Here is a 22,120-nt window from a genome sequence, read left to right as displayed (position 1 = left end):
AAATCATATTTCGTGGCTTTTCAGGCATGTCAGATAAATCATGCTTTAATGCGTGCTATATGTATCCGGTAGTACAGAGCAAACGCCGCCAGTTGCTTACGCTGGAATTCCGAACCTCGCCTGAAAGCCCGTTATGACAAACCGCCGCTGGCAGCCACTCGCTGCCGCCTATATTGCAAGCTTGCTGGTGTTTCTTGCTGCCGACGCCCTGTGGTTGGGCGTGCTGATGGGACCAACTTACGCCGAATGGCTGGGGCCATTGATGCTGGCGCAGCCGCGTCTGGCACCCGCCGCCGCGTTTTACCTGCTGATCGGCATCGGTTTACTGGTGTTTGGCGTGCTGCCCGGCTTGCGCAGCAGCAGTCTTGCCACCACGGCGCGTCTGTCCGCCTTGCTGGGCCTGATGGCTTATGGCACTTACGATCTGACCAATTACGCCACCTTGCGCGACTGGCCACTGGCGCTGACCCTGATCGACCTGGCCTGGGGCACGTTTTTGTGCGCGCTGGCGGGAAGCGCCGGCTATCTGGCGGCGCGCCGGCTCAAGCCTTGAGGCGCAGTACCAGCGCTGTCAGATTGTCGCTGTGCAGGCCAGCTGGCGGCTGATGCATGAAGTCGCACAGAATCGCCTCGCTGGCCTGCGCCGCCGTCTTGCCGCGGCATAGCGCCGGCCAGCGCGCGATGGCCTCGTCGGGCCTGGCGCAGGACCAGAAGCCATCGCTGGCCAGCACATAAACCGCATCAGGTCGCAACGGCAACGCCCTGCGGTCGCCCAGGTGCACCAGAAAGGGCGGCAGATTGCCGGCATCGAGCGCCACCAGCGGCAACTGCAGTTCCAGCCTGTCGTTGATGACATTGCCAAGAATAAAGGCCTGTGCAATCTGCGGATGGTGCTGGCCATGCACACGCGCACGCCAGCCGCTTTCATCGATCAGGCCGGCCATGGCATGCACGGTGGCCGGCACATGGTCGACGGTCAGGCAGGTCACGCTGTTTTCGCTTATTTCATACAGGCGCGAATCGCCGACGTGGTAGAGCAGGGGATCGCCATCGGGCGGCATTTCCAGCAGGGTCAGGGTGGTGCCGGGCGGGCGCGCCGCCGGCGCCTGATTGAACTGCTGCTGCAGCTGCGCATGCAATTGGTCCAGCTTTGCTGCCAGCGTGGCATGGCTGGTGCAGGCCGGCATGGCCAGCAGGCCTTGCACCCCCGCTTCTGCCGCTTCGCGCCCATTGCCATGGCCGCCCATGCCGTCGAGTACGGCGGCGCGGATATGTCCCGCAGGCCAGTCGGGCACGTGCAAGCGTTCCGGCAGCTGGTTGGCCAGGAATGCTGCCTGGCCGCTGGCGTCGATCAGCAGGAAATTGTCCTGGTTTTCGCTGCGTTTCAAGGCGCCCGCACCGACGCTGGTTGCGGCGGCAAGGTCGAGCCGTGGGCCGAAATCAAGCGCCTCTGAAATGAAATGCATGGGGTAGGGCGCTCTTGGTGGCGCGCTGTGGACGATACCGACAGCTTAGCCGAAGCGCTGTGCCAGCGCCAGCAACTTGGCGGCATCGATCGCTGGCGAAAAAAAACCTGCACCGGCAAGCCGGCGCAGGTTTTCGGGGAGCGTTCAGTATCGCTTAACGGCGGTGTCCCCAGCCGTGGCCACGATCATCGCGGTAGTCGCGGCGGTCCCAGCGGCCGTGGTCGCGGTAGTAGCCGCGGCTTGGTTCAACGTAGACCACCGGTGGCGGACCGTAGTAGCGCGGTGGCGGTGCGTAGTACACAGGGCGCGGCGCTGGCTGGTAATACACCGGGCGTGGCGCTGGCTGGTAATACACGGGCGGCGCGCTCTGATAGTAGCCGCCGCGATAGCCGCGGTCATAGCCGCGATCATTGGTGCGCAGGCTATTACCTACCGCAGCACCGATCACGCCGCCGACAATCGCGCCGTTGGTGCCGCCAGTGTTGTTGCCGATGGCCGCTCCGACAACGGCGCCAGCAACAGTATTGAAATCGCGGTCGCCGGCAGCCGACGCGGCCGAAGACACCGCAACTGCCGCTACCATTACCGCACCGAGGAGTTTTTTGTTCAACATGGCATTTCCTTCCATTCCGGCGTGATCACCATGATCCGCATGCAGTGAACTATAGCGGCCGCATTACAGTCCATCCATGTTTAATACAACTTATTACAAACCAAACGGACCGTAACAAGTCGGCGCCAGTTCAGCGCAAATTCAGCGCTGTGAGGCGTCCAGGCGCGCCTGCCACTCGGGGCGCAGCAGGCCGTAAATTTTTACATCGCGCATTACGCCGTTGATAAAAAACGCCTGGCGCAGCACGCCTTCATGCGTAAAGCCGTTCTTTTGCGCGATACGCTCGGAGCCGGTATTGAGCGGATCCATCAGCAGTTCGAGCCGGTGATACGGATAGGCGCCAAACAGATAGTCGACCAGCAGGCGTGTCGCCTCGGACATATAGCCGCGCCCGAAACGCTGCGGGTCGAACAGGCGGTAGCCGATCTCGCGACTGGTTGGCGTGCGCGTCTTGAAGTGGGTAATGGTGCCGACGATATTCTGGTGCAGGTCTTCGATCACGAACAATTCGCTGTCCTCGGTCACGAAGCCGGTCTGCAGGAAATCGCGCCGCATCGCTTCGGGCGACTTGAACTGCAAGGAGAAAAACGACCCGCGCGAGGGCAGGTCGTTGACCAGTGCAATATAAGCGTTCAGATCGGCGGCCTGCAAGTGCCGCACGGTGCACAGGGTTCCCTTGAGCATGGCGTAGTCCAGTGGCGGTTCGAACCCTGATGTTACCCGAGATGCCATCGCGGCGTCGCGTGGCAGTGGCAATATTGATGCAAACACACAATAAATACGTTATCGTTTCAGATTGCGCCCTGCGCCTTACACTCCCGTACAGGATAGTCATGCATTTTTCTCGTTCCCGCACGCCGCTGCGCCGTGCTGTTTCCCTCGCTGTTACCTCGATGCTGCTGGGCGTTGCTGCCGGTGGTGCCTGCGCTGCTGCGCCCGGCAATTCGCCCGAAGCGCTGGCGCAGGTGCGCGATAGCGCTTTGCGCAGCGACTGGGCTTATGAACGCCTGGCCGATATGACCGACCTGATCGGCCCGCGCCTGTCCGGTTCGGTCGGCGCTGCCGCCGCCGTGCAGCAGGTGGCCGACACCATGCGCCAGCTGGGCGCCAAAGTCACGCTGCAGCCGGTCAAGGTGCCGCACTGGGTGCGCGGCGTGGAAACGGCCGAGATCGTTGACTATGCGGGCCGTCCGGCCGGCATTGCGCAGCGCGTGGTGCTGACCGCGCTGGGCGGCTCGGGCGCAACGCCAGCGGCCGGCCTGACGGCGCCAGTGGTGATCGTCAGTAGCCTGGAAGAACTCAATGCGCGCGCCGCTGAAGTCAAGGGCGCCATCGTGCTGATCGATACGCCGTTTGACCAGGAAATGGCCGAGCGCGGCCTGGCCGGCACCACCTATGGCCAGGGCTCGCGCTTCCGCTTCAACGGCCCGAAAGCAGCGGCCGACCTGGGCGCCGCTGCTGCGCTGGTGCGCTCGATCGGCGGCGCCGATTTCCGCATCGTGCATGCGGGCGCGACCGGCCTGCAGGACGGCAAGCGTATTCCGGCTGCCGCCGTGACGGTGGAAGACGCCTTGCTGATGGGCCGCCTGGCCGCACGCGGCCCGCTCAAGATGCACCTGACACTGACGCCGCAAACGCTGCCCGACGCCGACAGCTACAACGTGATTGCCGACTGGCCCGGCACCGACAAGGCCGATGAAGTGGTGATCGTCTCCGGCCACCTCGACTCGTGGGACCTGGCCACCGGCGCCCATGACGACGGTGCCGGCGTGGTCGCGGCCATGGGCGTGATCGAGACCTTGAAAAAGCTCGACTACCGTCCGCGCCGCACCATCCGCGTGATCGCCTGGATGAACGAGGAAAACGGCGGCCGTGGCGGCCAGGCCTATTTTGACGCCAACAAGAATACGCTGGCCAAGCAGTATGCGGCCATCGAGATGGATGGCGGCGCCGGGCGCCCCTTCGGCATCCTGGCCGGCGTCGGCCCGAAAGCGGAAAAACTGTTCGCACCGCTGCGCGCAGCACTGCTGCCGATCGGCGCGCAGGCATTTACGCGCCGCGACGTAATCGGCTCGGGCGACTTGCATCGTCTGGAAAAAGGCGGCGTGCCCAGTTTCGAGCCGCTGGTCGACATGCACAGCTACTTCCACTACCACCACACGCCAGCCGACACGCTCGACAAGGTCAACCCCGAGCACCTCAAGCGCAATGTGGCAGTGATGTCGTCGCTGGCCTGGTATCTGGCCAACCTGGATGGCGAAATCGGTCGCGCGCCAGAGCAGGAGTAAGTCCGGCTTTAGCGCGAAAAGCCCTGCATGATGATGTCTTCATCATGGCGCAGCCCCCACCAGGGCAGATACGCATACGCTTCACCGCGGGCGCGAAACCAGGGCTTGTCGTGATCGATGGGGCGCACGGTGGCTGGCGGCAGCACCAGCACGGCGGTCAGCTTGCTGGCGTCGCTGGTGCCAGCTACCAGCACCGGCTTGCCGATGTGGTTGGCATGGCCGATGGCCAGCGCCACATTGGTCAGCGCCGTGCCGGCACCCATCTCGCCCAGCAGGGCCGGGGTGTTGAAGGTTTGCGGCAGAAAATCGAAACCTGGTACTTCTAGTGTCAGGGCATGCGCCAGTTGCCCAAGCCTGTCCGATGAAGCGGGCAGGCTGCGGTTGGCGTCGTGGATCACAAAGCCAATATCCTCCTCAGTCCTGCCGCTGTTGTGTGCCGCCTGGGCAAGCACCGCCTGCCAGGCCTGCACGGCGCGCGGCGGCTTGTCCTTTGATGGTTCGAAATGCTGCGCATTGCTGCTGGCCGGATAGCCTATCCAGGCCAGCGCAGCGCGTTCTGTCTTGTAGTGCGGCCCAGCCAGCACCAGCAGCACCATGTTTTCATTGATCTGCGTATCTTTTGGCCGGCTCGGCGCATCCCAGCCCATGACCCAGACGGTCTTGTCGGGATGCGCTTGCAGGTACTTCAGTCCAGCTTCGAGCGAGACAAAGCCGGCGTTATTGCTGCCCATGGTTAAGTGCACATCGGGCGGGGTGGGGCTGGTCCACAGCGTAGGGGAACCCGGATTGCCGATACTGAAAACCCTGGCAATATAGTCCCTGGTAAAGTTGCCAGCCTCCTGCTCGTCAAGCTTGGCTTCGGGTAGTGCGTATTCGATGCGAATACCAGCGAGTTCGCGTCGGGTTTTTTTATCGCGGATCGAATGCGCATTGTAAAAGTAGCGCGAGTTGGCAAAGTAATTGTCGTGCATTTGATCGACCAACACTTCCACATATTTATGGTGGTAACCTTTGAATGTCTCTTTACCGTCATTTCCGGCTGCAATGTATGACACTGCCTGTAGTGTCGTAAAAGCGCGCGGATCGGTTCTCACCATATCATCATTTTTGTTGGGTTTTGCCAGGCCCAAGGTCCAGAGTAACTGCCATTGCGTCGGATAGTCGCGCCGCTGCAGGGGATTGAGCCATTGCAGGCCGACAACCTGCGCTGAAAATGGTGGCGATATCGGAACATTGGCGCTGCTGCGCAGTACGCTGGTTTCCGTTGCAGGCTTGACTCCACATGCAGTTAGCAGAGCATAGATTGCAATAGTTAAAAGTAAAGGTATCTCGATGGCCTTCATGATCGCTCCAATATTTTCATAGTTAATGTAGGGAGTTGAGTTGCATGACACTGCCAGGCTTGTCAGTACGACGGAAGTAACTAGTGCGTAAGCAATTCGTCGACGACTTGTAGGGCGGAAGTTATGCACCGTCTGTCCTCAAGATAAGGTCGCTGTAATTTACTTGTGGGCGCTGGTTCTGGCGCTCATCCATGATTTTTTCAGGCATCTTGGCTGCGCACTTCTCGTTATTGACCCATACTGACAGCAATAACCCTATGTACTTACCATCAGCGAAATACTCTTTGAATTGTTTATGTTCATTTTCGTCAGGTAAGCCTGCCAGTATTCGCCAGTCCGCCGCAATTCGTAGCGTCTGCAACTGCTCGTTGCTGATCGTGCACACCCCCACCGCCACGTCATATGCCAGCGCTTTTTCCGCATTGCCGGCGCAGGTCAGGATGGTGGAATGATCTGTGGCGTAGGTATCGATATTGGCGCCAAGATAGTGGCGTATTTCCTTGTTGCGCCAGGTGTTAAACGACGTAGTTGCGGTCTCGGGTTGATCTATCTGCGTGACTGGCTGGCCGGGTTCGACTAGCTTTTCGCGACGCGCCTGCATGCGCAGCATGCCGTTCATTTCATACTTCAGGCTCGCTTCGCTGTCGGCATTGCCGCGTCCCTTGCTGCGATGTCCGGCGTACGCATCGCCATCGGCGTCGGCGCGCTGTGCATCCAGGGCTTCGGCTGGCATATCGAACCCTTCGTCGAAGGCCAGGCTGACCTCACCATAGCGTTTGGCTTCAGGCAAGAATGGTTCGGGCAGGGCCGGCGCGTTCATTGGCAGCTTCCAATGTTCCGGCGGCAATGCGTTGATACGGGTGCGGGCCAGACTGGTGGCGATAATGGCAATCGGTGCAAGCAGGAACGTCAGTATCTTGCTCCCGATGCTGCGGCTGGCACGCAGGCCCTTCTCGATTGAGTAGACGGCAATCTTTGACGGTGGACTCCAGAATTGATGGCTATCTGGCGCCAGCGGCTTGCCATCGCGCTGCCAGATATCGAAGTCTTTCTCGCCAGCCTGCCCGACCAGGTGGTTCTGCGCAAAGACACGCTGAGTAAATACGCCTTCTCCGCCGGTGTCGGCAATTTCCTGCGCCGACATGCCGCGCCAGCCTATACCTTGTATCGGTGTGGCAGAGATGACCTGATCGTGCGGATTGAAATACAGCGTCACGCGACCGTGGACAAAACCGTTCAAACCATAATCTTCGCGGTCGGCCACTGCTGTGTAGCTGTCTTTGCGCTCCGGTTTGAGGTTGGCGCACAGTTGGTCGACCAGTGCGCTGTCCTGTTGCGTCCCCTGACGCGTGTGCAGGATGGCAAAAAAGGCTTTCAGCGTTTGTGCGCGCGCCGTGTACTTTTGCCGGCCCGTATTGCCATGTGGGTCCTTCAAGTTGCCGCTGATCCAATTTTCCGTGAAGTTGCTGTCCAGCAGGCTGTATGGTGGGTTGCACAGTACATAGCTGTCGGCCACGGCAGACGGTCCCAGCCTGTCGCCAAGAAAAGCGGCCGCCATGGCCACCATATTGCCCTGGCTATGGCAGACGATGGTGACGGGCGCATCGTGCTGGCAGGCGCGTATCGATTGCACCAGGCGGGCCAGGCGCCATGCGGCAAACACGAAGTAAGCGCGCGGCGGGCAGGCATAGACCTGGCGGTCATTGGTCGGATTCATATGCTGGATATGCATCCACAAAAATAATTCTTCCGACAGGCCGTCGCTCCACAAATCGGGCAGGGCGCTGCAGCCATTGGCAAACGGGCCACCGCCCCAGTAGTTTTTTTCATTGAGGTAAATACCATCACCAAACTGCTGCAGTTCTTCCCCGCTGGCCTTGTAGCCCCAGCGAAAACGGATCACGGGCGAGTTGGCATGGTCGGCTTGTAGAAAGTTCGTGGCGTTGCGCCTGGGGTTGAGAAAGCCGTCTTCTGTCAGTTCACGCGCATACCGGGCTGGCTGCATTTGTCCGCTTGCCGGCCCGGAAATGTGCAAGTCCTGGTCGCGCCGTTTCAGGCGGGCGTTGAGTCCTGCGCACAAGCCTTGTTCGGCCTCGTCATACCATTCGCCATCGGAATTGACACCGTGAACAAAGATCATAATGCCTGGACGGGGCAGGCGCACGACGGCGTCAAGCAGGCCCTTGTCGAAGCGCGTGACGCCTTCAACTTCGGCCAGCAAAACACAGTCTGGCCCGGGAAATTCTGGCGTTTGCATGCAGATCCCATCGCATTGATATCGTTGCGCCCAAGAAAAACGGGCAATCTGCACTGTATGCGGATTGCCCGTGACGCTGTTTGCGAGAGATCAAGCGGCGCTGTTCAGACAGCGTTGAGCGGTATCTTCAGATAGCGCACGCCGTTGTCTTCCGGTTCGGGCAGCCTGCCGGCGTTGAGATTGACCTGGATCGCCGGCAGGATCAGCGTTGGCATATCGAGCGTGGCGTCGCGCGTGGTGCGCATGGTCACGAACTGGTCTTCGCTGACGCCGTCATGCAGGTGGATATTGCTGGCGCGCTGTTCGGCTACCGTTGTTTCCCAGCGTGCTGACCGGCCGGCCGGCGGATAGTCGTGGCAGATAAACAGCCGCGTAGCTGGCGGCAGCGACAGCAGGCGCTGCGCGGAGCGGTACAGCAGGGCGGCCGAGCCGCCGGGAAAATCGCAGCGCGCCGAACCGACGTCGGGCATGAACAGGGTGTCGCCGACAAACACGGCGTCACCGATCTGGTAGGCCAGGTCGGCCGGCGTGTGGCCGGGCACATGCAGCGCACGCGCCTGCAGGGCGCCGATGCAAAACAGCTGGTCGGGCGCAAACAGCTGGTCGAACTGCGCACCATCGGCCGATGCTGGCGGCAGATTGTAGACCGGTGCAAACGCCTGCTGTACTTGGCCGATGGCCGCGCCGATGGCAATCTCGCCGCCGATATGCTGCTGCAGATACGGCGCGGCCGACAAATGGTCGGCATGGGCGTGGGTTTCCAGCAGCCACTGACAGTGCAGCGCCTGCGCGCGCACAAAAGCGATCACCTGGTCGGCCGAGGTGGTGCCGGTGCGGCCGGACTTGGCGTCATAGTCGAGCACCGAGTCGATCACGGCGCAGGCGCCGCCTGGCGCCTCGTACACCACATAGGTGACGGTGGCGGTGGCGGGGTCGAAGAAGGCTTGGACAAGTGGGTTCATGGCGTCATTATATCGCTGCGCCAGCAGTTTGATATGCGAAAACCGCATAAGCTGCAGCGCTTTGCAACGTGCGGGCAAGGTGTGGCGCTTCATGTTACGCTGCATTTCACCTTACAACGAGGAGGAATCGATGGACGATATCACGGCACACAGCGAACAGTATCGCGGCTTCACCATTTCGGTCACGCCGCAGAAAGACAATGACGACCTGTGGGACTTCAGCTATCGGCTGCAGCGCGACGGCGAACCGGCGTCGCAGGCGATCGAACGCAGCCGCACCCTCGGCGGTTACGCCGCACCCGATACGGCCCGTCTGGCCGGCCTGGAAGTGGCCCGCATCGAAGTCGACAATCTGCTGCGCCCCTGAGCGCCCCTGAGCACATATCGCCGCATGAGAGCACGGCACAGCGGCAAGCACGCCGCAGCATGCCGTCCTTTCATGTTACGTGCTACGATTTCTTATATTGAGCAAGGAGGCCCCCATGAATGACAACAGTTCCAAAATCCACTATAAAGGCTGGGAAATCGTGCCCTTGGCCGTACCGACCAGCGACGGCAAATGGTCGGCCAGCTGCGATATCGAACGCGCCAGCGCGGAAGGCATCGAAGTATTCGAAGGCTCGACCATGCAGTTCGTGCGCGACGACGAAGACGGCGCCATTGCTGCGGCTTGCGAAGAAGCCGTGCGCCAGATCGATAATATTATCGCCAATCCCCTGGTGCGTCTGGCCTGAGCATCCATCTTACGCAGCCGGTGTTTACCGGTTGCGCATGTTTCATGACGTTTCAAAATTGTTTCATTTTGAGATTTTGAAATGCAATTGAAATATCGTTGAAACATCATTGAAACATTTCAATGTCTTCTTCTCGTCCTCCATCTGCCCGCCAAGCCTGATTATTCGGCCTTGTTGCGGTATTCACCTCTGCTGGCACGGCATTTGCAATAGTGTGGCTATTGCAATCTCGTTGAAACAATAGACCAAGGTGATCAGATGACTCAGTACTCCGCAGGTGCGGCATTTCGCAAAGCTGTCCAGGAAGAATCCCCATTGCAGGTAGTCGGCACCATTAATGCCAACCATGCGCTGCTGGCCAAGCGCGCCGGCTACAAGGCCATTTATCTGTCGGGTGGCGGCGTGGCTGCGGGTTCGCTGGGCTTGCCCGATCTGGGCATCTCGGGCCTCGACGATGTGCTGACAGATATCCGCCGCATTACCGACGTGTGCGATTTGCCGCTGCTGGTCGATGCCGATACCGGTTTTGGCTCCTCGGCCTTTAACGTGGCGCGCACCGTCAAGTCGATGATCAAGTTCGGCGCCGCCGGCTTGCATATCGAAGACCAGGTGGGCGCCAAGCGCTGCGGCCATCGTCCGGGCAAGGAAATCGTCAGCAAGGAAGAAATGGTCGACCGCATCAAGGCCGCCGTCGATGCGCGCACCGACCCGAATTTCGTGATCATGGCGCGTACCGATGCGCTGGCCGTCGATGGCCTGGAAGCAGCGCTCGAGCGCGCCGTGGCCTGCGTGGAGGCGGGCGCCGACATGGTGTTCCCGGAAGCGATCACCGACCTCGATATGTACGCCAAATTTGCCAAAGCGCTCAATGTGCCGATCCTGGCCAATATCACCGAATTCGGTTCGACGCCTTTGTTTACGCTCGACGAGCTGCGCAGCGCCCATGTGGGCCTGGCGCTGTATCCGCTGTCGGCCTTTCGCGCCATGAACAAGGCGGCTGAAAATGTCTACGCCGCCTTGCGCCGCGACGGCACGCAGAAAAACGTGGTCGACACCATGCAAACGCGCATGGAACTGTACGAATCGATCAACTATCACGATTTCGAGCAAAAGCTCGACGCGCTGTTCGCCGCGCAGAAAAAATAAATCCACCTATTTCTGGAGAAGCACATGACCGCACCACAAGCCGCCACCTTCAAACCTAAAAAATCGGTTGCCCTGTCGGGCGTGACCGCCGGTAATACCGCCCTGTGCTCGGTCGGCAAGACCGGCAACGACCTGCATTACCGCGGCTACGACATTCTCGATGTGGCCGACAGCTGCGAATTCGAGGAAATTGCCTACCTTCTGGTGCACGGCAAGCTGCCGACCAGCGCCGAACTGAAAGGCTACAAGGCCAAGCTGAAATCCTTGCGCGGCCTGCCGTCGGCCGTCAAGGCGGCGCTTGAAGCCCTTCCAGCCGGCGCCCATCCGATGGATGTGATGCGCACTGGTGTGTCGGTACTGGGCTGCACGCTGCCGGAAAAAGACGACCATAACGTACCGGGCGCGCGCGATATCGCCGACCGTCTGATGGCCTCGTTCGGCTCGATGCTGCTGTACTGGTACCACTACAGCCATAACGGCAAGCGCATCGAAGTGGAAACCGACGACGAATCGATCGGCGGCCATTTCCTGCACCTGCTGCACGGCAAAAAGCCGTCGGCGTCGTGGGAAAAAGCCATGCACACGTCCCTGATCCTGTACGCTGAACATGAATTCAATGCTTCGACCTTTACCAGTCGCGTGATTGCCGGCACCGGCTCTGACATCCACTCGGCCATTACCGGTGCGATTGGCGCGCTGCGCGGCCCGAAACACGGCGGCGCCAACGAAGTGGCGCTGGACATTCAAAAACGCTACGACAACGCCGACGAAGCCGAAGCCGATATCCGCGAGCGCGTGTCCAACAAGGAAGTGGTGATCGGCTTTGGCCATCCGGTCTACACGATTTCCGATCCGCGCAACAAAGTCATCAAGGAAGTGGCGCGCAGCCTGTCGCAGGAAGCGGGCTCGATGAAAATGTTCGATATTGCCGAGCGCCTGGAGTCGGTGATGTGGGAGATCAAGAACATGTTCCCGAACCTGGACTGGTTCTCGGCCGTGTCGTACCACATGATGGGCGTGCCGACGGCGATGTTTACACCGCTGTTCGTCATTTCGCGCACCTCGGGCTGGGCCGCGCACATTATTGAGCAGCGCATCGACAACAAGATTATCCGCCCGAGCGCCAACTATGTCGGCCCGGAAGACTTGCAATTCGTGCCGATCAAGGACCGCAGCTGATGAGCGCCACCATGAATCATCTTTACCGCAAGGCTTTGCCTGGCACCCGGCTCGACTACTTTGATGCGCGCGCCGCCGTCGACGCCATCAAACCTGGCGCCTGGGCCGGCCTGCCGTATACCTCGCGCGTACTGGCGGAAAACCTGGTGCGCCGCTGCGACCCGGCCACGCTGGACGCCTCGCTGACGCAGCTGATCGAGCGCCGGCGCGACCTCGACTTTCCATGGTTCCCGGCGCGCGTGGTCTGCCACGACATTCTCGGCCAGACCGCGCTGGTCGACCTGGCCGGCCTGCGCGACGCGATTGCCGCGCAGGGCGGCGACCCGGCGCTGGTCAACCCGGTCGTCCCCACGCAGCTGGTGGTCGACCATTCGCTGGCGGTGGAATGCGGCGGCTTCGACCCGGACGCCTTTGCCAAGAATCGCGCCATCGAAGACCGCCGCAATGAAGACCGCTTCGACTTTATCGACTGGACCAAGAAGGCCTTCAAGAACGTCGACGTGATCCCGCCCGGTAACGGCATCCTGCACCAGATCAATCTGGAGCGCATGTCGCCGGTGATCCAGGTGCAGGACGGCGTCGCCTATCCCGACACGCTGGTGGGCACCGATTCGCATACGCCGATGGTCGACGCATTGGGCGTGATCGCCATCGGCGTGGGTGGCCTGGAAGCGGAAAGCGTGATGCTGGGGCGCGCCTCGTGGATGCGTTTGCCCGATATTATCGGCGTCAAGCTGACTGGCAAACCACAACCGGGCATTACCGCCACCGACACCGTGCTGGCGCTGACGGAATTCCTGCGCAAGCAGAAAGTAGTGTCGTCCTACCTCGAGTTTTTTGGCGAGGGTGCCTCGCACCTGACGCTGGGCGACCGCGCCACCATCGCCAATATGGCGCCCGAATTTGGCGCCACGGCGGCCATGTTCTATATCGACCAGCAGACCATCAAGTACCTGAAACTGACCGGCCGGGACGACGAACTGGTGCAGCTGGTCGAAGCCTATGCCCGGGAAACGGGCCTGTGGGCCGACAGCCTGGCCACGGCGCAGTATGAACGCGTGCTGGAGTTCGACCTGTCGACGGTGGTGCGCAATATCGCCGGGCCGTCCAATCCGCACAGCCGCGTGCCAACCTCGGAACTGGCCGCGCGCGGCATTGCCGGGGTGGTAGAAAACGAAGCGGGCAAAATGCCCGATGGCGCCGTCATCATCGCCGCCATTACCAGCTGCACCAACACCAACAATCCGCGCAACATGATTGCCGCCGGGCTGATTGCGCGCAACGCCAACCGCCTGGGCCTGCAGAGAAAACCGTGGGTCAAGTCGTCGCTGGCGCCGGGCTCGAAAACCGTCGAACTGTATCTGCAGGAAGCCGGCTTGATGAGCGAACTCGAAGCGCTGGGCTTTGGCGTGGTGGCGTTTGCCTGCACCTCGTGCAACGGCATGTCCGGCGCGCTCGATCCGGTGATCCAGGAAGAAGTCGTCTCGCGCGACCTGTATGCCACCGCCGTGTTGTCGGGCAACCGCAACTTCGACGGCCGCATCCACCCGTATGCCAAGCAGGCCTTCCTGGCTTCGCCGCCGCTGGTCGTGGCCTATGCTATTGCCGGCACCATCCGCTTCGATATCGAGAAAGACGTGCTGGGCTTCGATGCCGACGGCAAGCCGGTCACGCTCAAGGATATCTGGCCGTCCGACGAAGAGATCGACGCCATCGTGGCAGCCAGCGTCAAGCCCGAGCAGTACCGCAAGGTGTATGTGCCGATGTTTGCCGCCCGCGTGGATGACGGCGAGAAGGTCAGCGCGCTGTACGACTGGCGCCCGCAGACAACCTATATCCGCCGTCCGCCTTACTGGGAAGGCGCGCTGGCCGGCGCGCGCACCCTGCGCGGCATGCGCCCGCTGGCGGTATTGGGCGACAATATCACCACCGACCATCTGTCGCCGTCGAACGCCATTATGCTCGACAGCGCAGCGGGCGCGTATCTGGCCAAAATGGGCTTGCCGGAAGAGGACTTCAATTCCTACGCCACCCATCGCGGCGACCATCTGACGGCGCAGCGCGCCACCTTTGCCAATCCGACCCTGAAAAACGAAATGGTGATTGAGGACGGCAAGGTCAAGGCCGGTTCGCTCACGCGCATCGAGCCCGATGGCACCATCTCACGCATGTGGGAAGCGATCGAAGTGTATATGGAGCGCAAGCAGCCCTTGATCATTGTCGCCGGCGCCGACTATGGCCAGGGTTCCTCGCGCGACTGGGCAGCCAAAGGCGTGCGCCTGGCCGGCGTGGAAGCGATCGTGGCCGAAGGCTTCGAGCGCATCCACCGCACCAACCTGGTTGGCATGGGTGTGCTGCCGCTGGAGTTTTTGCCCGGCGTGAACCGCAAGACGCTGGCGCTCGATGGCAGCGAGACCTATGACGTTCTCGGCGAGCGCACACCGCGCTCTATCCTGACACTGGTGGTCCATCGCAGCAACGGCGAGACGCTGCAAGTGCCGGTGACCTGCCGCCTCGATACGGCCGAAGAAGTGTCAATCTACGAGGCCGGCGGCGTGCTGCAGCGTTTTGCGCAGGATTTTCTGGAGTCGTCCGTAGGTCGGATTAGCGGCGCAGCCGCGTAATCCGACAACACCGGCAGCGTCAACAATGTGTCGGATTACGCGTGGCTTTGCCACGCTAATCCGACCTACTTTCTGGATACATTATGCCCCATCCCCCCCAAATCAAAATCCCCGCCACCTATATGCGCGGCGGTACCAGCAAAGGCGTATTTTTCCGCCTGCAGGACCTGCCGGCCAGCGCGCAGCAAGCGGGGGGCGCGCGCGACGCGCTGCTGCTGCGCGTCATCGGAAGTCCCGACCCGTATGCCAAGCAGATCGACGGCATGGGCGGTGGCACCTCGAGCACCAGCAAGACGGTAATCCTCGACAAGAGCAGCCGCGCGGACCATGACGTCGACTATCTGTTCGGCCAGGTCGCCATTGACAAGGCCTTTGTCGACTGGAGCGGCAACTGCGGCAACCTGTCGGCGGCTGTCGGCGCGTTTGCCATCAGCGCCGGCCTGGTCGATCCGGCGCGCGTGCCGCATGACGGCGCAGCCGTGGTGCGCATCTGGCAGGCCAATATTGGCAAGACGATTATCGCGCATGTGCCGATGACCGGCGGCGAAGTGCAGGAAACGGGCGACTTCGAGCTCGATGGCGTGACCTTTCCGGCCGCCGAAGTGAAACTCGAGTTTCTCGACCCGGCCGCCGATGAAGACGGCGACGGTGCAGGCTCATCGATGTTTCCCACCGGCCAACTGGTCGACGAACTCGAGGTGCCGGGCGTGGGTACGCTGAAAGCCACCATGATCAACGCCGGCATCCCCACCATCTTTGTCGACGCGGCGGCCATCGGCTATGTGGGCACCGAACTGCAGGACGCGATCAACGGCGACCCGGCCGCGCTGGCGCTGTTCGAGTTGATCCGCGCGCATGGCGCGCTACGCATGGGCCTGATTACCGATATCGCCCAGGCAGCGACGCGCCAGCATACGCCCAAGGTGGCGTTCGTGGCGCCGCCTGCCGATTACGTGGCGTCGAGTGGCAAAGAGGTCAGGGCGGGCGAGATCGACCTGCTGGTGCGTGCCATGTCGATGGGCAAGCTGCACCACGCCATGATGGGCACGGCGGCGGTGGCCATCGGCACGGCCGCTGCCATCCCCGGCACGCTGGTCAATCTGGCGGCCGGTGGCGGCGCCCGGCAAAGCGTGCGCTTCGGCCATCCGTCCGGCACCCTGATGGTGGGCGCCGAGGCGGCGCAGGAGGGTGGCGAATGGCGCGTTACCAAGGCCATCATGAGCCGCAGCGCGCGCGTGCTGATGGAAGGCGCGGTGCGCGTGCCTGGCAATGTCATCGCTTAAAAAACAATAGCAGGCCAACCGGAGGAGACATGGATTACGCTGCATTTTATCAGCGCTCGATCGACGCGCCCGAAGCTTTCTGGCGCGATGAAGCGGGCAGGATCGACTGGCATACCCCGTTTTCGCAAGTGCTCGACTATTCCCGCCCACCGTTTGCAAAGTGGTTTGTCGGCGGCACCACCAATCTGTGCCACAACGCGGTCGACCGCTGGGTCGCCACGCGTGGCGATGCGCCGGCGCTGATCGCCATTTCCACCGAAACCAATACCGAAAAAACCTATACCTACCGCGAGCTGCAGCGCGAAGTCGAGCGCTGCGCGGCCATCCTGCTGTCGCTGGGCGTGGCGCGCGGCGACCGCGTGCTGATCTATATGCCGATGATTGCCGAAGCCGCGTTTGCCATGCTGGCCTGCGCGCGCATCGGTGCCATCCATTCGGTGGTGTTCGGCGGCTTTGCGGCCAACAGCCTGGCCAGCCGCATCGACGATGCGCAGCCCAAGCTGGTCTTTTCCAGCGACGCCGGCTCGCGCAACGGCAAGGCGATTGCCTACAAGCCGCTGCTCGACGAAGCGATACGGCTTGCTGCGCACAAGCCGCAGCAGGTGCTGCTGGTGAACCGCGGATTGGTGCCGATGCAGCTCGAACCAGGGCGCGATGTCGATTACGCCAGCTTGCGTCAACAGCACATGGACGCCAGCGTGCCGGTCACCTGGCTCGAATCGAACGAGATGTCGTATGTGCTCTACACCTCGGGCACCACCGGCAAGCCCAAAGGTGTGCAGCGTGACGTGGGCGGCTATGCGGTGGCGCTGGCTTCGTCGATGCAGCATGTATTCTGCGCCAAGCCGGGCGAGACCTTTTTTGCTACTTCCGATATCGGCTGGGTGGTCGGCCACTCGTATATCGTCTACGGCCCCCTGATCGCTGGCATGGCCACCATCATGTACGAGGGTCTGCCGATCTGCCCCGACGCGGGTGTGTGGTGGCGCATCGTCGAGCAGTACAAGGTCACGCGCATGTTCTCGGCGCCGACTGCCATCCGCGTGCTGCGCAAGCATCCGGTCGAACTGATGCGCAAGTACGATCTGTCGTCGCTGAAAGCGATGTACCTGGCTGGCGAGCCACTCGATGAAACCACCTCGCAGTGGATTGCCGATGAACTCAAGGTCGATATTATCGACAACTACTGGCAGACCGAAACGGGCTGGCCGCTGCTGACGGTGGCGCGCGGCGTCGAGCACACGCCGACGCGCCTGGGCAGCCCCGGCAAGCCGCTGTATGGCTATCGCGTCAAGCTGCTCAATGAAGCGACTGGCGAAGAGTGCGGCGCCGGCGAGCGCGGCGTACTGGTGCTCGAAGGCCCACTGCCGCCCGGCTGCATGCAGACGGTCTATGGAGACGATCAGCGCTTTGTCGATACCTACTGGTCGACCATCAGCGAGCATCAGGTGTATTCCACGTTCGACTGGGCCATGCGCGATGCGGACGGCTATTACTTTATCCTCGGCCGCACCGATGACGTCATTAACGTGGCCGGCCACCGCCTGGGCACGCGCGAAATCGAAGAGAGCATCTCTAGCCATCCCAACGTGTCGGAAGTGGCGGTGGTCGGCATGGAAGACAAACTCAAAGGGCAGGTGGCGATGGCTTTCGTCATTCTGAAAGACGCCCGGCCAGCCGAAAGTGCCGAGGGCAGGGCGGCGCTGGAGCGCGATGTGATGGCGGTGGTGGATCGCCAGCTCGGGGCCGTGGCGCGGCCGGCGCGCGTGCTGTTCGTGCCGCAACTGCCGAAGACGCGTTCGGGCAAGCTGCTGCGCCGCTCGATCCAGGCCATCTGCGAAGGACGCAGTCCGGGCGACCTGACCTCGATTGAGGATCCGGCCTCGTTGCAGCATATCGAGGCTGCACTGGCGTAGTAAGCCTATACCGGAGTTTATCGAATGATAAACTCCGGTTGTTCATATCCGTTCGCTTTCCTTGCGCACCACGCGACCGACGATAATGCACTCCCTGCCGCGGCACATCTTGCGGTGGTATTTGCGCTGGTCCGGATTGTCCGAGGTCAGCCACCATTCGCCGATATCGCGCGCCAGCCGCTTGACTACCGGCTCGCCTTCGTAGTTGACGGCAAACACCACGCCGTCCACCGGCCGTGTATCTGCCGTGTTGATAATCACCACATCGTCCTCGTACAGGGCCGGTTCCATGCTCTCGCCCTTGACCTTGATGGCCACCAGCCTGTCCGGGTGATAACCGTTGCGGTCGACCCAGCCGCGCTGCACGCTGATGGTGCCGCCGTCATGGGTTTCCGGCTCGACCGCAAAGCCGGTAATGCCGGCCGACAGGCGCAGCTTGACTTTGCGGATGGTATAGAAGCGCTCGTCGTGCTCATCGTCGAGTACCACCTCGCGCACGCCCTTGAGCGCGCGCGCGGCCAGCATGGCCTGATCGGGCGCGGCGCCCTGGTCGAAATACATGCTGTCGAGCTGCAGGTCCGCTTCGAGCTTGCGCGCGATTTTCTCGCTGAAGGCACGCCCGTCGCGGTAGGTCGGCGACAGGATCTGCGAGATGCGCGCCTCGCTCCAGCCGCTGGCGTCGGAAATCTTCTTGCGCGTATTGGCATAGCGCTCGCCGATCAGCGCCAATAGCCGGTCACGTCTGTATTGATACATATCCATCCCCCTATTAAACCCGAAATTTACCGTTTGATAAAGTACCAAATGCTTGACTTTAACATTAGCGATTGATAAAGTCCATCCATTGCCTGTCGCAAATTCGCACACTGCGAGACGGGCCGGCACAAGGAGGCAGGCAGATGTTAAGCAGCAATCAAATGACAGCAGGCAAAAGAACATCCCAGGCAGGACGCCGCTTGCAGGGGCGCAGCAAGCGTTCGCAACAGCACATCTCACGGATCGCGCAGTTCATTACCGAGCAGGGCCAGGCCAGCGCGGCGCAGCTGTCTGCCCTCTTGGCGCTCGACGCCGGCACCATCAGCCGCTATCTGCGCCATATGTGCGACAGCGGCGTGATTCACCTGGCGCAGCGTCACTGCACCGAGCCCGGCCGGCAGCGGCCCGCCCTGTATGCGGCGGGTGAAGCGGGCGGCGACTGTGAGCGCTGGGCCGAATTGCCGCCCCAGGTGCGCCTGACGGCGCGCTGGCCGGTCGGCCAGGCGCTGCGCGATCCGCTGGTGGCGGCGCTGTTCGGGCCAGGGCGATAACCATGGCGCAGCGGCGTCTATTGAGTAACAGAAACGAGAAAAATGTATCATGGAAATCGATATCAGCGCCGCCGGCGCGACCTGGATCAAATTGCTGGGCCTGCCTCTGCTGGCAGCCCTGCTGGCTACCATCCTCAGCTTTATGGTGATGTGGCCGCGAACAAAAAAAGAAGCGGTGATCCGCATCTGCTCGAGCATTATTATCGCCACCTTTACGGGCCCCGTACTGGTAGCCGCCGTGCTGTCCTGGTGGCCCAGCCTGTTCGACAGCGCCAACCGGGTCGCCGTGCTGTACGGCTGCGATCCTGCCACCGGCTTTCTGTTTATCGCCGCCCCGCTGATGGCCGCCATCGGCCTGCCCGCCTGGTGGGTGCTGGCCGCCTGCGTGCGCTGGTTCGACCGCCGGCGCGACAAGGACATCGGCGAGATGGCTGCCGAGGTGGCTGCGGCGGTCAAGGAGGTGAGGTCGGGGCGGTGAGGTGGAAGGGTTTCACTATATGTCGAGCTGTTTGAATACCGGATCGATGATTACCGCCGCACCATCGGCAGGCGAGACGAGCATATAGGTGTAGCTGAACGATTGCGGGTCGAACAGCTGGATGGAATGGGGATGCATGGACAGATGCTCCTGATGGATCAATGGGGGGGGCTGCACGGTTCAGGCGATGCGCGCCAGCGGCGTGCGCCGCAGCACCAGGCACAAGACGGCGCCGGCTGCGCCGATGTACAGCAGTGCGCATCACGCTCATCGATAACATCAGGATGCAGGCGGTAACGAGCACGGCAAGCGGGGCATTGAGCGCTTGTACCAGCAGGCCGGCGATGCCTGGGCCGAGCAGGCGTGAAATCGAGTCGGTGCTGGCAAAGCGGGCATGGGCGCCGAGCACGCCTTCGCGCCCGACGATGCCGGTCAGCAGGATCTGTTCTTGTGCCCGCGCCTGCACCTATGCCGCCGCTGGCGTGACGGGGGCCTCGATGGCGCGCTGGCGCAGCATTGCCGCGCTATTTGGCGCACGGCCGCGAAATGCCTGGAAATTGCTGGCTGCGGGGCGGCTGCCGCCGACTTCCAGTATCTCGCTGCGGAACCGGTCCCAGGTACCCTGGTCGAGCACGCCGGCTTCTTCGAACGCATCCCAGGCATCGGCCGACAGCACTTCCGCCCACAGGTAGCTGTAGTAGCCGGCCGCGTAGCCGCCGGCAAAAATATGCGAAAAGCCATGGGCAAAGCGGTTGTAGGCCGGCACCTGCAGTACCGCCACCTGCTGGCGTACCTGGTCGAGCAGGCGCTGCGCGAGGGTGTCGGGCTGTTCACGCAGGTGCAGCTTCATGTCGAACAATGCGAACTCGATCTGGCGCAGCAGGCCCAGGCCGCTCTGGAAATTCCTGGCCGCCAGCATCTTGTCGAACAGTTTCCTGGGCAATGGGCGGCCATCGTCAACATGGGCGCTAAGGGGCTCGACGACATCCCACTGCCAGGCAAAGTTCTCCATCAGCTGGCTGGGCAGCTCGACCGCATCCCACTCCACGCCGGAAAAGCCCGATACGCCGCGCACCTCCACGGTCGACAGCAGTACGTGCAGGTTATGGCCGAATTCGTGGAACAGGGTAATGAGTTCATCGTGGCCGATGGTGGCTACGCCATCGTCGCCCGGGGCGGTGAAATTGCAGACCAGGCAAGACAGCGCCGTGCGCAGATGCTCACCGTGGCGCCAGCGCGGCTGCAGGCCATCCACCCAGGCGCCGCCGCGTTTTCCGGCGCGCGCATACAGGTCCAGATAAAACAACCCCAGCACTTCGCCGCGGCGCGTCACGCGCCAGGCACTCACGCTGTCGTGCCAGACCGGCACGTCGGCGGCAGTGATCTCGACGTCGGCAATGCGTTGTACCAGCTGCAGCAACGAGTTGAGCACGCGGTCAACCTGGAAATAGCGCTTCACTTCGCTCTGGCTGAACGCAAACCGGGCCTGGCGCAGGCGCTCGCTGGCAAAGGGCAGGTCCCAGGCCTGCAACTCGTCCAGTCCCAGTTCTTCGCGCGCAAACGTACGCACTTCCTCGATTTCGCTCACTGCCGAAGCCCTGGCCGACGCTGCCAGTTCGTCGAGAAAAGCCGTGACCTGTGCCGGGCTTTGCGCCATCTTCGGCGCGAGCGACAATTCGGCGTAATTGGCCAGTCCCAGCAACGCCGCCGTTTCGTGGCGCAGCGCAAGCAGTTCGTCCATCAGCGCCGTATTGTCCAGTTCCGCCGGACCGAACTCGCTGGCGCGCGTGACGTGGGCGTGATAGAGCTTTTCGCGCAGCGCACGGTTGCTGGCCTGGCGCATGATGGCCGAGTAGGTAGCCTGCTGCACATTGAGCTTGCAGCCTTCGTACCCGTCGGCCGCTGCCGCCTTGCGCGTCGCTTCGAGCACATCGGTCGGCACGCCCTCCATCTCGGGTAGCGCAACATACATGGCAAAGCGGTCGGTGGCGTCAAGGACATTGCTGGAAAAACGCTGCGTCAACATGGCGCGGCGCTGCGCCAGCACGGCAAAGCGTGCCTTGTCGGCAGCATCGAGTTCGGCCCCCGACAGCCGCGCAGCTTCGACGGTGAGCGCCGTGGCGCGCGCCTGCTGCGACGACAGGCTGGCGTCGCCGGCAGCCTTGCGATACTTGCGGTAGAGCGCCACGTCGCCGTCCAGCGCGGTAAAAAAAGCGCTGACCCCGGGCAGGCAGGCAAGATAGCTTGCGCGCAGCGCCGGCGTATCGGCTACGCCGTGCAGATGCGAGACGAGATGCCAGGCCATGGTCAGGCGTTCGACCGGCAGATCGAGCGCGGCGGCCAGCGCCGTATAGTTGGCAGCCACGTCCGGGCCGGCCGCGTGCTGGCGCGCAGCGTCGGCTTCGGCCAGCAACTGGTCGATGGCCGGCGCGATCAGGGCCGGATCGATGGCCCGAAAATCGGGCGCACCGTTGAAATTGAGCGGGGGGGTATGCATGAGAAGTGTGGGGAAGTGTGGTCAGTG

20 protein-coding genes are annotated in these 22,120 nt (G+C 62.1%); 11 read left to right on the top strand and 9 right to left on the bottom strand.

The genetic code is table 11. The annotated features are described in order from the left end of the window. Nucleotides 1-133 precede the first annotated feature (133 nt). The gene (locus GCM43_RS01115) at nucleotides 134-553 is read left to right on the top strand and encodes a DUF2177 family protein (protein ID WP_152241669.1); all 420 of its coding nucleotides are present in this window, start codon (nucleotides 134-136) and stop codon (nucleotides 551-553) included. Here GCM43_RS01115 and GCM43_RS01110 read toward each other — a convergent pair. The 3 genes from GCM43_RS01110 to GCM43_RS01100 form a co-directional block, all read right to left on the bottom strand. Then, nucleotides 543-1,466: a PP2C family protein-serine/threonine phosphatase gene (locus tag GCM43_RS01110; RefSeq protein WP_152241668.1), complete on the bottom strand. Its 924-nt coding sequence runs from the start codon at nucleotides 1,464-1,466 to the stop codon at nucleotides 543-545. The genes GCM43_RS01115 and GCM43_RS01110 overlap by 11 nt on opposite strands. A 154-nt stretch (nucleotides 1,467-1,620) precedes the next feature. Further along, nucleotides 1,621-2,079, bottom strand: coding sequence for a glycine zipper 2TM domain-containing protein (locus tag GCM43_RS01105; RefSeq protein WP_152241667.1), 459 nt, complete (start codon nucleotides 2,077-2,079; stop codon nucleotides 1,621-1,623). A 141-nt stretch (nucleotides 2,080-2,220) separates the two neighbouring features. Beyond that, nucleotides 2,221-2,763, bottom strand: coding sequence for a GNAT family N-acetyltransferase (locus GCM43_RS01100; protein ID WP_152241666.1), 543 nt, complete (start codon nucleotides 2,761-2,763; stop codon nucleotides 2,221-2,223). A gap of 149 nt (nucleotides 2,764-2,912) precedes the next feature. Between GCM43_RS01100 and GCM43_RS01095 the strand changes: the two genes are divergently transcribed. Then, complete coding sequence (locus GCM43_RS01095) at nucleotides 2,913-4,367, top strand: M20/M25/M40 family metallo-hydrolase (RefSeq protein WP_152241665.1); 1,455 nt, start codon at nucleotides 2,913-2,915, stop codon at nucleotides 4,365-4,367. Nucleotides 4,368-4,375: 8 nt separating this feature from the next. Here GCM43_RS01095 and GCM43_RS01090 read toward each other — a convergent pair whose 3' ends face one another. The 3 genes from GCM43_RS01090 to GCM43_RS01080 form a co-directional block, all read right to left on the bottom strand. Next, nucleotides 4,376-5,710: a hypothetical protein gene (locus tag GCM43_RS01090; RefSeq protein WP_226929259.1), complete on the bottom strand. Its 1,335-nt coding sequence runs from the start codon at nucleotides 5,708-5,710 to the stop codon at nucleotides 4,376-4,378. A gap of 121 nt (nucleotides 5,711-5,831) precedes the next feature. After that, nucleotides 5,832-7,967, bottom strand: coding sequence for a T6SS effector phospholipase Tle3 domain-containing protein (locus tag GCM43_RS01085; protein WP_152241664.1), 2,136 nt, complete (start codon nucleotides 7,965-7,967; stop codon nucleotides 5,832-5,834). A 104-nt stretch (nucleotides 7,968-8,071) separates the two neighbouring features. Continuing rightward, the gene (locus GCM43_RS01080; RefSeq protein WP_152241663.1) at nucleotides 8,072-8,929 is read right to left on the bottom strand and encodes an MBL fold metallo-hydrolase; all 858 of its coding nucleotides are present in this window, start codon (nucleotides 8,927-8,929) and stop codon (nucleotides 8,072-8,074) included. Nucleotides 8,930-9,059: 130 nt separating this feature from the next. On the opposite strand from GCM43_RS01080, the gene GCM43_RS01075 reads away from it, so the two are divergent. From GCM43_RS01075 to GCM43_RS01045, 7 genes are all read left to right on the top strand, one after another. Beyond that, a complete protein-coding gene (locus GCM43_RS01075; protein ID WP_152241662.1) occupies nucleotides 9,060-9,296 on the top strand; it encodes a hypothetical protein in 237 nt (78 codons plus the stop codon). A 115-nt stretch (nucleotides 9,297-9,411) separates the two neighbouring features. Next, nucleotides 9,412-9,663 (top strand): hypothetical protein, encoded by a 252-nt coding sequence (locus tag GCM43_RS01070; RefSeq protein ID WP_152241661.1) that lies wholly within the window; start codon nucleotides 9,412-9,414, stop codon nucleotides 9,661-9,663. A 258-nt stretch (nucleotides 9,664-9,921) separates the two neighbouring features. After that, a complete protein-coding gene (gene prpB / locus GCM43_RS01065; protein WP_152241660.1) occupies nucleotides 9,922-10,809 on the top strand; it encodes a methylisocitrate lyase in 888 nt (295 codons plus the stop codon). A 24-nt stretch (nucleotides 10,810-10,833) separates the two neighbouring features. After that, nucleotides 10,834-11,988 carry a bifunctional 2-methylcitrate synthase/citrate synthase gene (gene prpC / locus GCM43_RS01060; protein ID WP_152241659.1) on the top strand — a complete coding sequence of 385 codons (1,155 nt, stop codon included), beginning with the start codon at nucleotides 10,834-10,836 and terminating at the stop codon, nucleotides 11,986-11,988. A gap of 11 nt (nucleotides 11,989-11,999) precedes the next feature. Then, nucleotides 12,000-14,612: a Fe/S-dependent 2-methylisocitrate dehydratase AcnD gene (acnD, locus tag GCM43_RS01055; protein WP_152241658.1), complete on the top strand. Its 2,613-nt coding sequence runs from the start codon at nucleotides 12,000-12,002 to the stop codon at nucleotides 14,610-14,612. 83 nt (nucleotides 14,613-14,695) lie between these two features. Further along, a complete protein-coding gene (prpF, locus tag GCM43_RS01050) occupies nucleotides 14,696-15,895 on the top strand; it encodes a 2-methylaconitate cis-trans isomerase PrpF (RefSeq protein ID WP_152241657.1) in 1,200 nt (399 codons plus the stop codon). A gap of 29 nt (nucleotides 15,896-15,924) precedes the next feature. Further along, nucleotides 15,925-17,811 (top strand): propionate--CoA ligase, encoded by a 1,887-nt coding sequence (locus GCM43_RS01045; protein WP_152241656.1) that lies wholly within the window; start codon nucleotides 15,925-15,927, stop codon nucleotides 17,809-17,811. Nucleotides 17,812-17,853: 42 nt separating this feature from the next. Here GCM43_RS01045 and GCM43_RS01040 read toward each other — a convergent pair whose 3' ends face one another. Further along, nucleotides 17,854-18,567 (bottom strand): S24 family peptidase, encoded by a 714-nt coding sequence (locus GCM43_RS01040; protein ID WP_152241655.1) that lies wholly within the window; start codon nucleotides 18,565-18,567, stop codon nucleotides 17,854-17,856. 161 nt (nucleotides 18,568-18,728) lie between these two features. On the opposite strand from GCM43_RS01040, the gene GCM43_RS01035 reads away from it, so the two are divergent. After that, nucleotides 18,729-19,118, top strand: a complete 390-nt coding sequence (locus tag GCM43_RS01035) for a winged helix-turn-helix transcriptional regulator (RefSeq protein ID WP_193315493.1) — start codon at nucleotides 18,729-18,731, stop codon at nucleotides 19,116-19,118. Nucleotides 19,119-19,167: 49 nt separating this feature from the next. After that, a complete protein-coding gene (locus tag GCM43_RS01030; RefSeq protein WP_152241653.1) occupies nucleotides 19,168-19,596 on the top strand; it encodes a hypothetical protein in 429 nt (142 codons plus the stop codon). Between the two features lie 15 nt (nucleotides 19,597-19,611). Here the strand turns inward: GCM43_RS01030 and GCM43_RS26350 are convergent, their stop codons facing one another. Next, complete coding sequence (locus tag GCM43_RS26350; protein WP_264372632.1) at nucleotides 19,612-19,734, bottom strand: hypothetical protein; 123 nt, start codon at nucleotides 19,732-19,734, stop codon at nucleotides 19,612-19,614. 328 nt (nucleotides 19,735-20,062) lie between these two features. Continuing rightward, entirely contained in the window at nucleotides 20,063-22,093 is a 2,031-nt protein-coding gene (locus GCM43_RS01025) for a M3 family metallopeptidase (protein WP_152241652.1), read from the bottom strand. Nucleotides 22,094-22,120 lie beyond the last annotated feature (27 nt).

Source organism: Janthinobacterium aquaticum, from assembly GCF_009208565.1.
In the GTDB taxonomy this organism is placed as follows: domain Bacteria; phylum Pseudomonadota; class Gammaproteobacteria; order Burkholderiales; family Burkholderiaceae_D; genus Janthinobacterium.
The sequence above is the reverse complement of the archived record's forward strand: the minus strand, read 5'-3'. Positions and strand labels throughout refer to the sequence as shown.

What these genes read in the sequence shown, in the direction of transcription:
- GCM43_RS01115 (WP_152241669.1), top strand. Translation starts at nt 134, where the DNA reads ATGACAAACCGCCGCTGGCAGCCACTCGCTGCCGCCTATATTGCAAGC.
- GCM43_RS01110 (WP_152241668.1), bottom strand. Translation starts at nt 1,466, where the DNA reads ATGCATTTCATTTCAGAGGCGCTTGATTTCGGCCCACGGCTCGACCTT.
- GCM43_RS01105 (WP_152241667.1), bottom strand. Translation starts at nt 2,079, where the DNA reads ATGTTGAACAAAAAACTCCTCGGTGCGGTAATGGTAGCGGCAGTTGCG.
- GCM43_RS01100 (WP_152241666.1), bottom strand. Translation starts at nt 2,763, where the DNA reads ATGCTCAAGGGAACCCTGTGCACCGTGCGGCACTTGCAGGCCGCCGAT.
- GCM43_RS01095 (WP_152241665.1), top strand. Translation starts at nt 2,913, where the DNA reads ATGCATTTTTCTCGTTCCCGCACGCCGCTGCGCCGTGCTGTTTCCCTC.
- GCM43_RS01090 (WP_226929259.1), bottom strand. Translation starts at nt 5,710, where the DNA reads ATGAAGGCCATCGAGATACCTTTACTTTTAACTATTGCAATCTATGCT.
- GCM43_RS01085 (WP_152241664.1), bottom strand. Translation starts at nt 7,967, where the DNA reads ATGCAAACGCCAGAATTTCCCGGGCCAGACTGTGTTTTGCTGGCCGAA.
- GCM43_RS01080 (WP_152241663.1), bottom strand. Translation starts at nt 8,929, where the DNA reads ATGAACCCACTTGTCCAAGCCTTCTTCGACCCCGCCACCGCCACCGTC.
- GCM43_RS01075 (WP_152241662.1), top strand. Translation starts at nt 9,060, where the DNA reads ATGGACGATATCACGGCACACAGCGAACAGTATCGCGGCTTCACCATT.
- GCM43_RS01070 (WP_152241661.1), top strand. Translation starts at nt 9,412, where the DNA reads ATGAATGACAACAGTTCCAAAATCCACTATAAAGGCTGGGAAATCGTG.
- prpB (WP_152241660.1), top strand. Translation starts at nt 9,922, where the DNA reads ATGACTCAGTACTCCGCAGGTGCGGCATTTCGCAAAGCTGTCCAGGAA.
- prpC (WP_152241659.1), top strand. Translation starts at nt 10,834, where the DNA reads ATGACCGCACCACAAGCCGCCACCTTCAAACCTAAAAAATCGGTTGCC.
- acnD (WP_152241658.1), top strand. Translation starts at nt 12,000, where the DNA reads ATGAATCATCTTTACCGCAAGGCTTTGCCTGGCACCCGGCTCGACTAC.
- prpF (WP_152241657.1), top strand. Translation starts at nt 14,696, where the DNA reads ATGCCCCATCCCCCCCAAATCAAAATCCCCGCCACCTATATGCGCGGC.
- GCM43_RS01045 (WP_152241656.1), top strand. Translation starts at nt 15,925, where the DNA reads ATGGATTACGCTGCATTTTATCAGCGCTCGATCGACGCGCCCGAAGCT.
- GCM43_RS01040 (WP_152241655.1), bottom strand. Translation starts at nt 18,567, where the DNA reads ATGTATCAATACAGACGTGACCGGCTATTGGCGCTGATCGGCGAGCGC.
- GCM43_RS01035 (WP_193315493.1), top strand. Translation starts at nt 18,729, where the DNA reads ATGACAGCAGGCAAAAGAACATCCCAGGCAGGACGCCGCTTGCAGGGG.
- GCM43_RS01030 (WP_152241653.1), top strand. Translation starts at nt 19,168, where the DNA reads ATGGAAATCGATATCAGCGCCGCCGGCGCGACCTGGATCAAATTGCTG.
- GCM43_RS26350 (WP_264372632.1), bottom strand. Translation starts at nt 19,734, where the DNA reads ATGCATCCCCATTCCATCCAGCTGTTCGACCCGCAATCGTTCAGCTAC.
- GCM43_RS01025 (WP_152241652.1), bottom strand. Translation starts at nt 22,093, where the DNA reads ATGCATACCCCCCCGCTCAATTTCAACGGTGCGCCCGATTTTCGGGCC.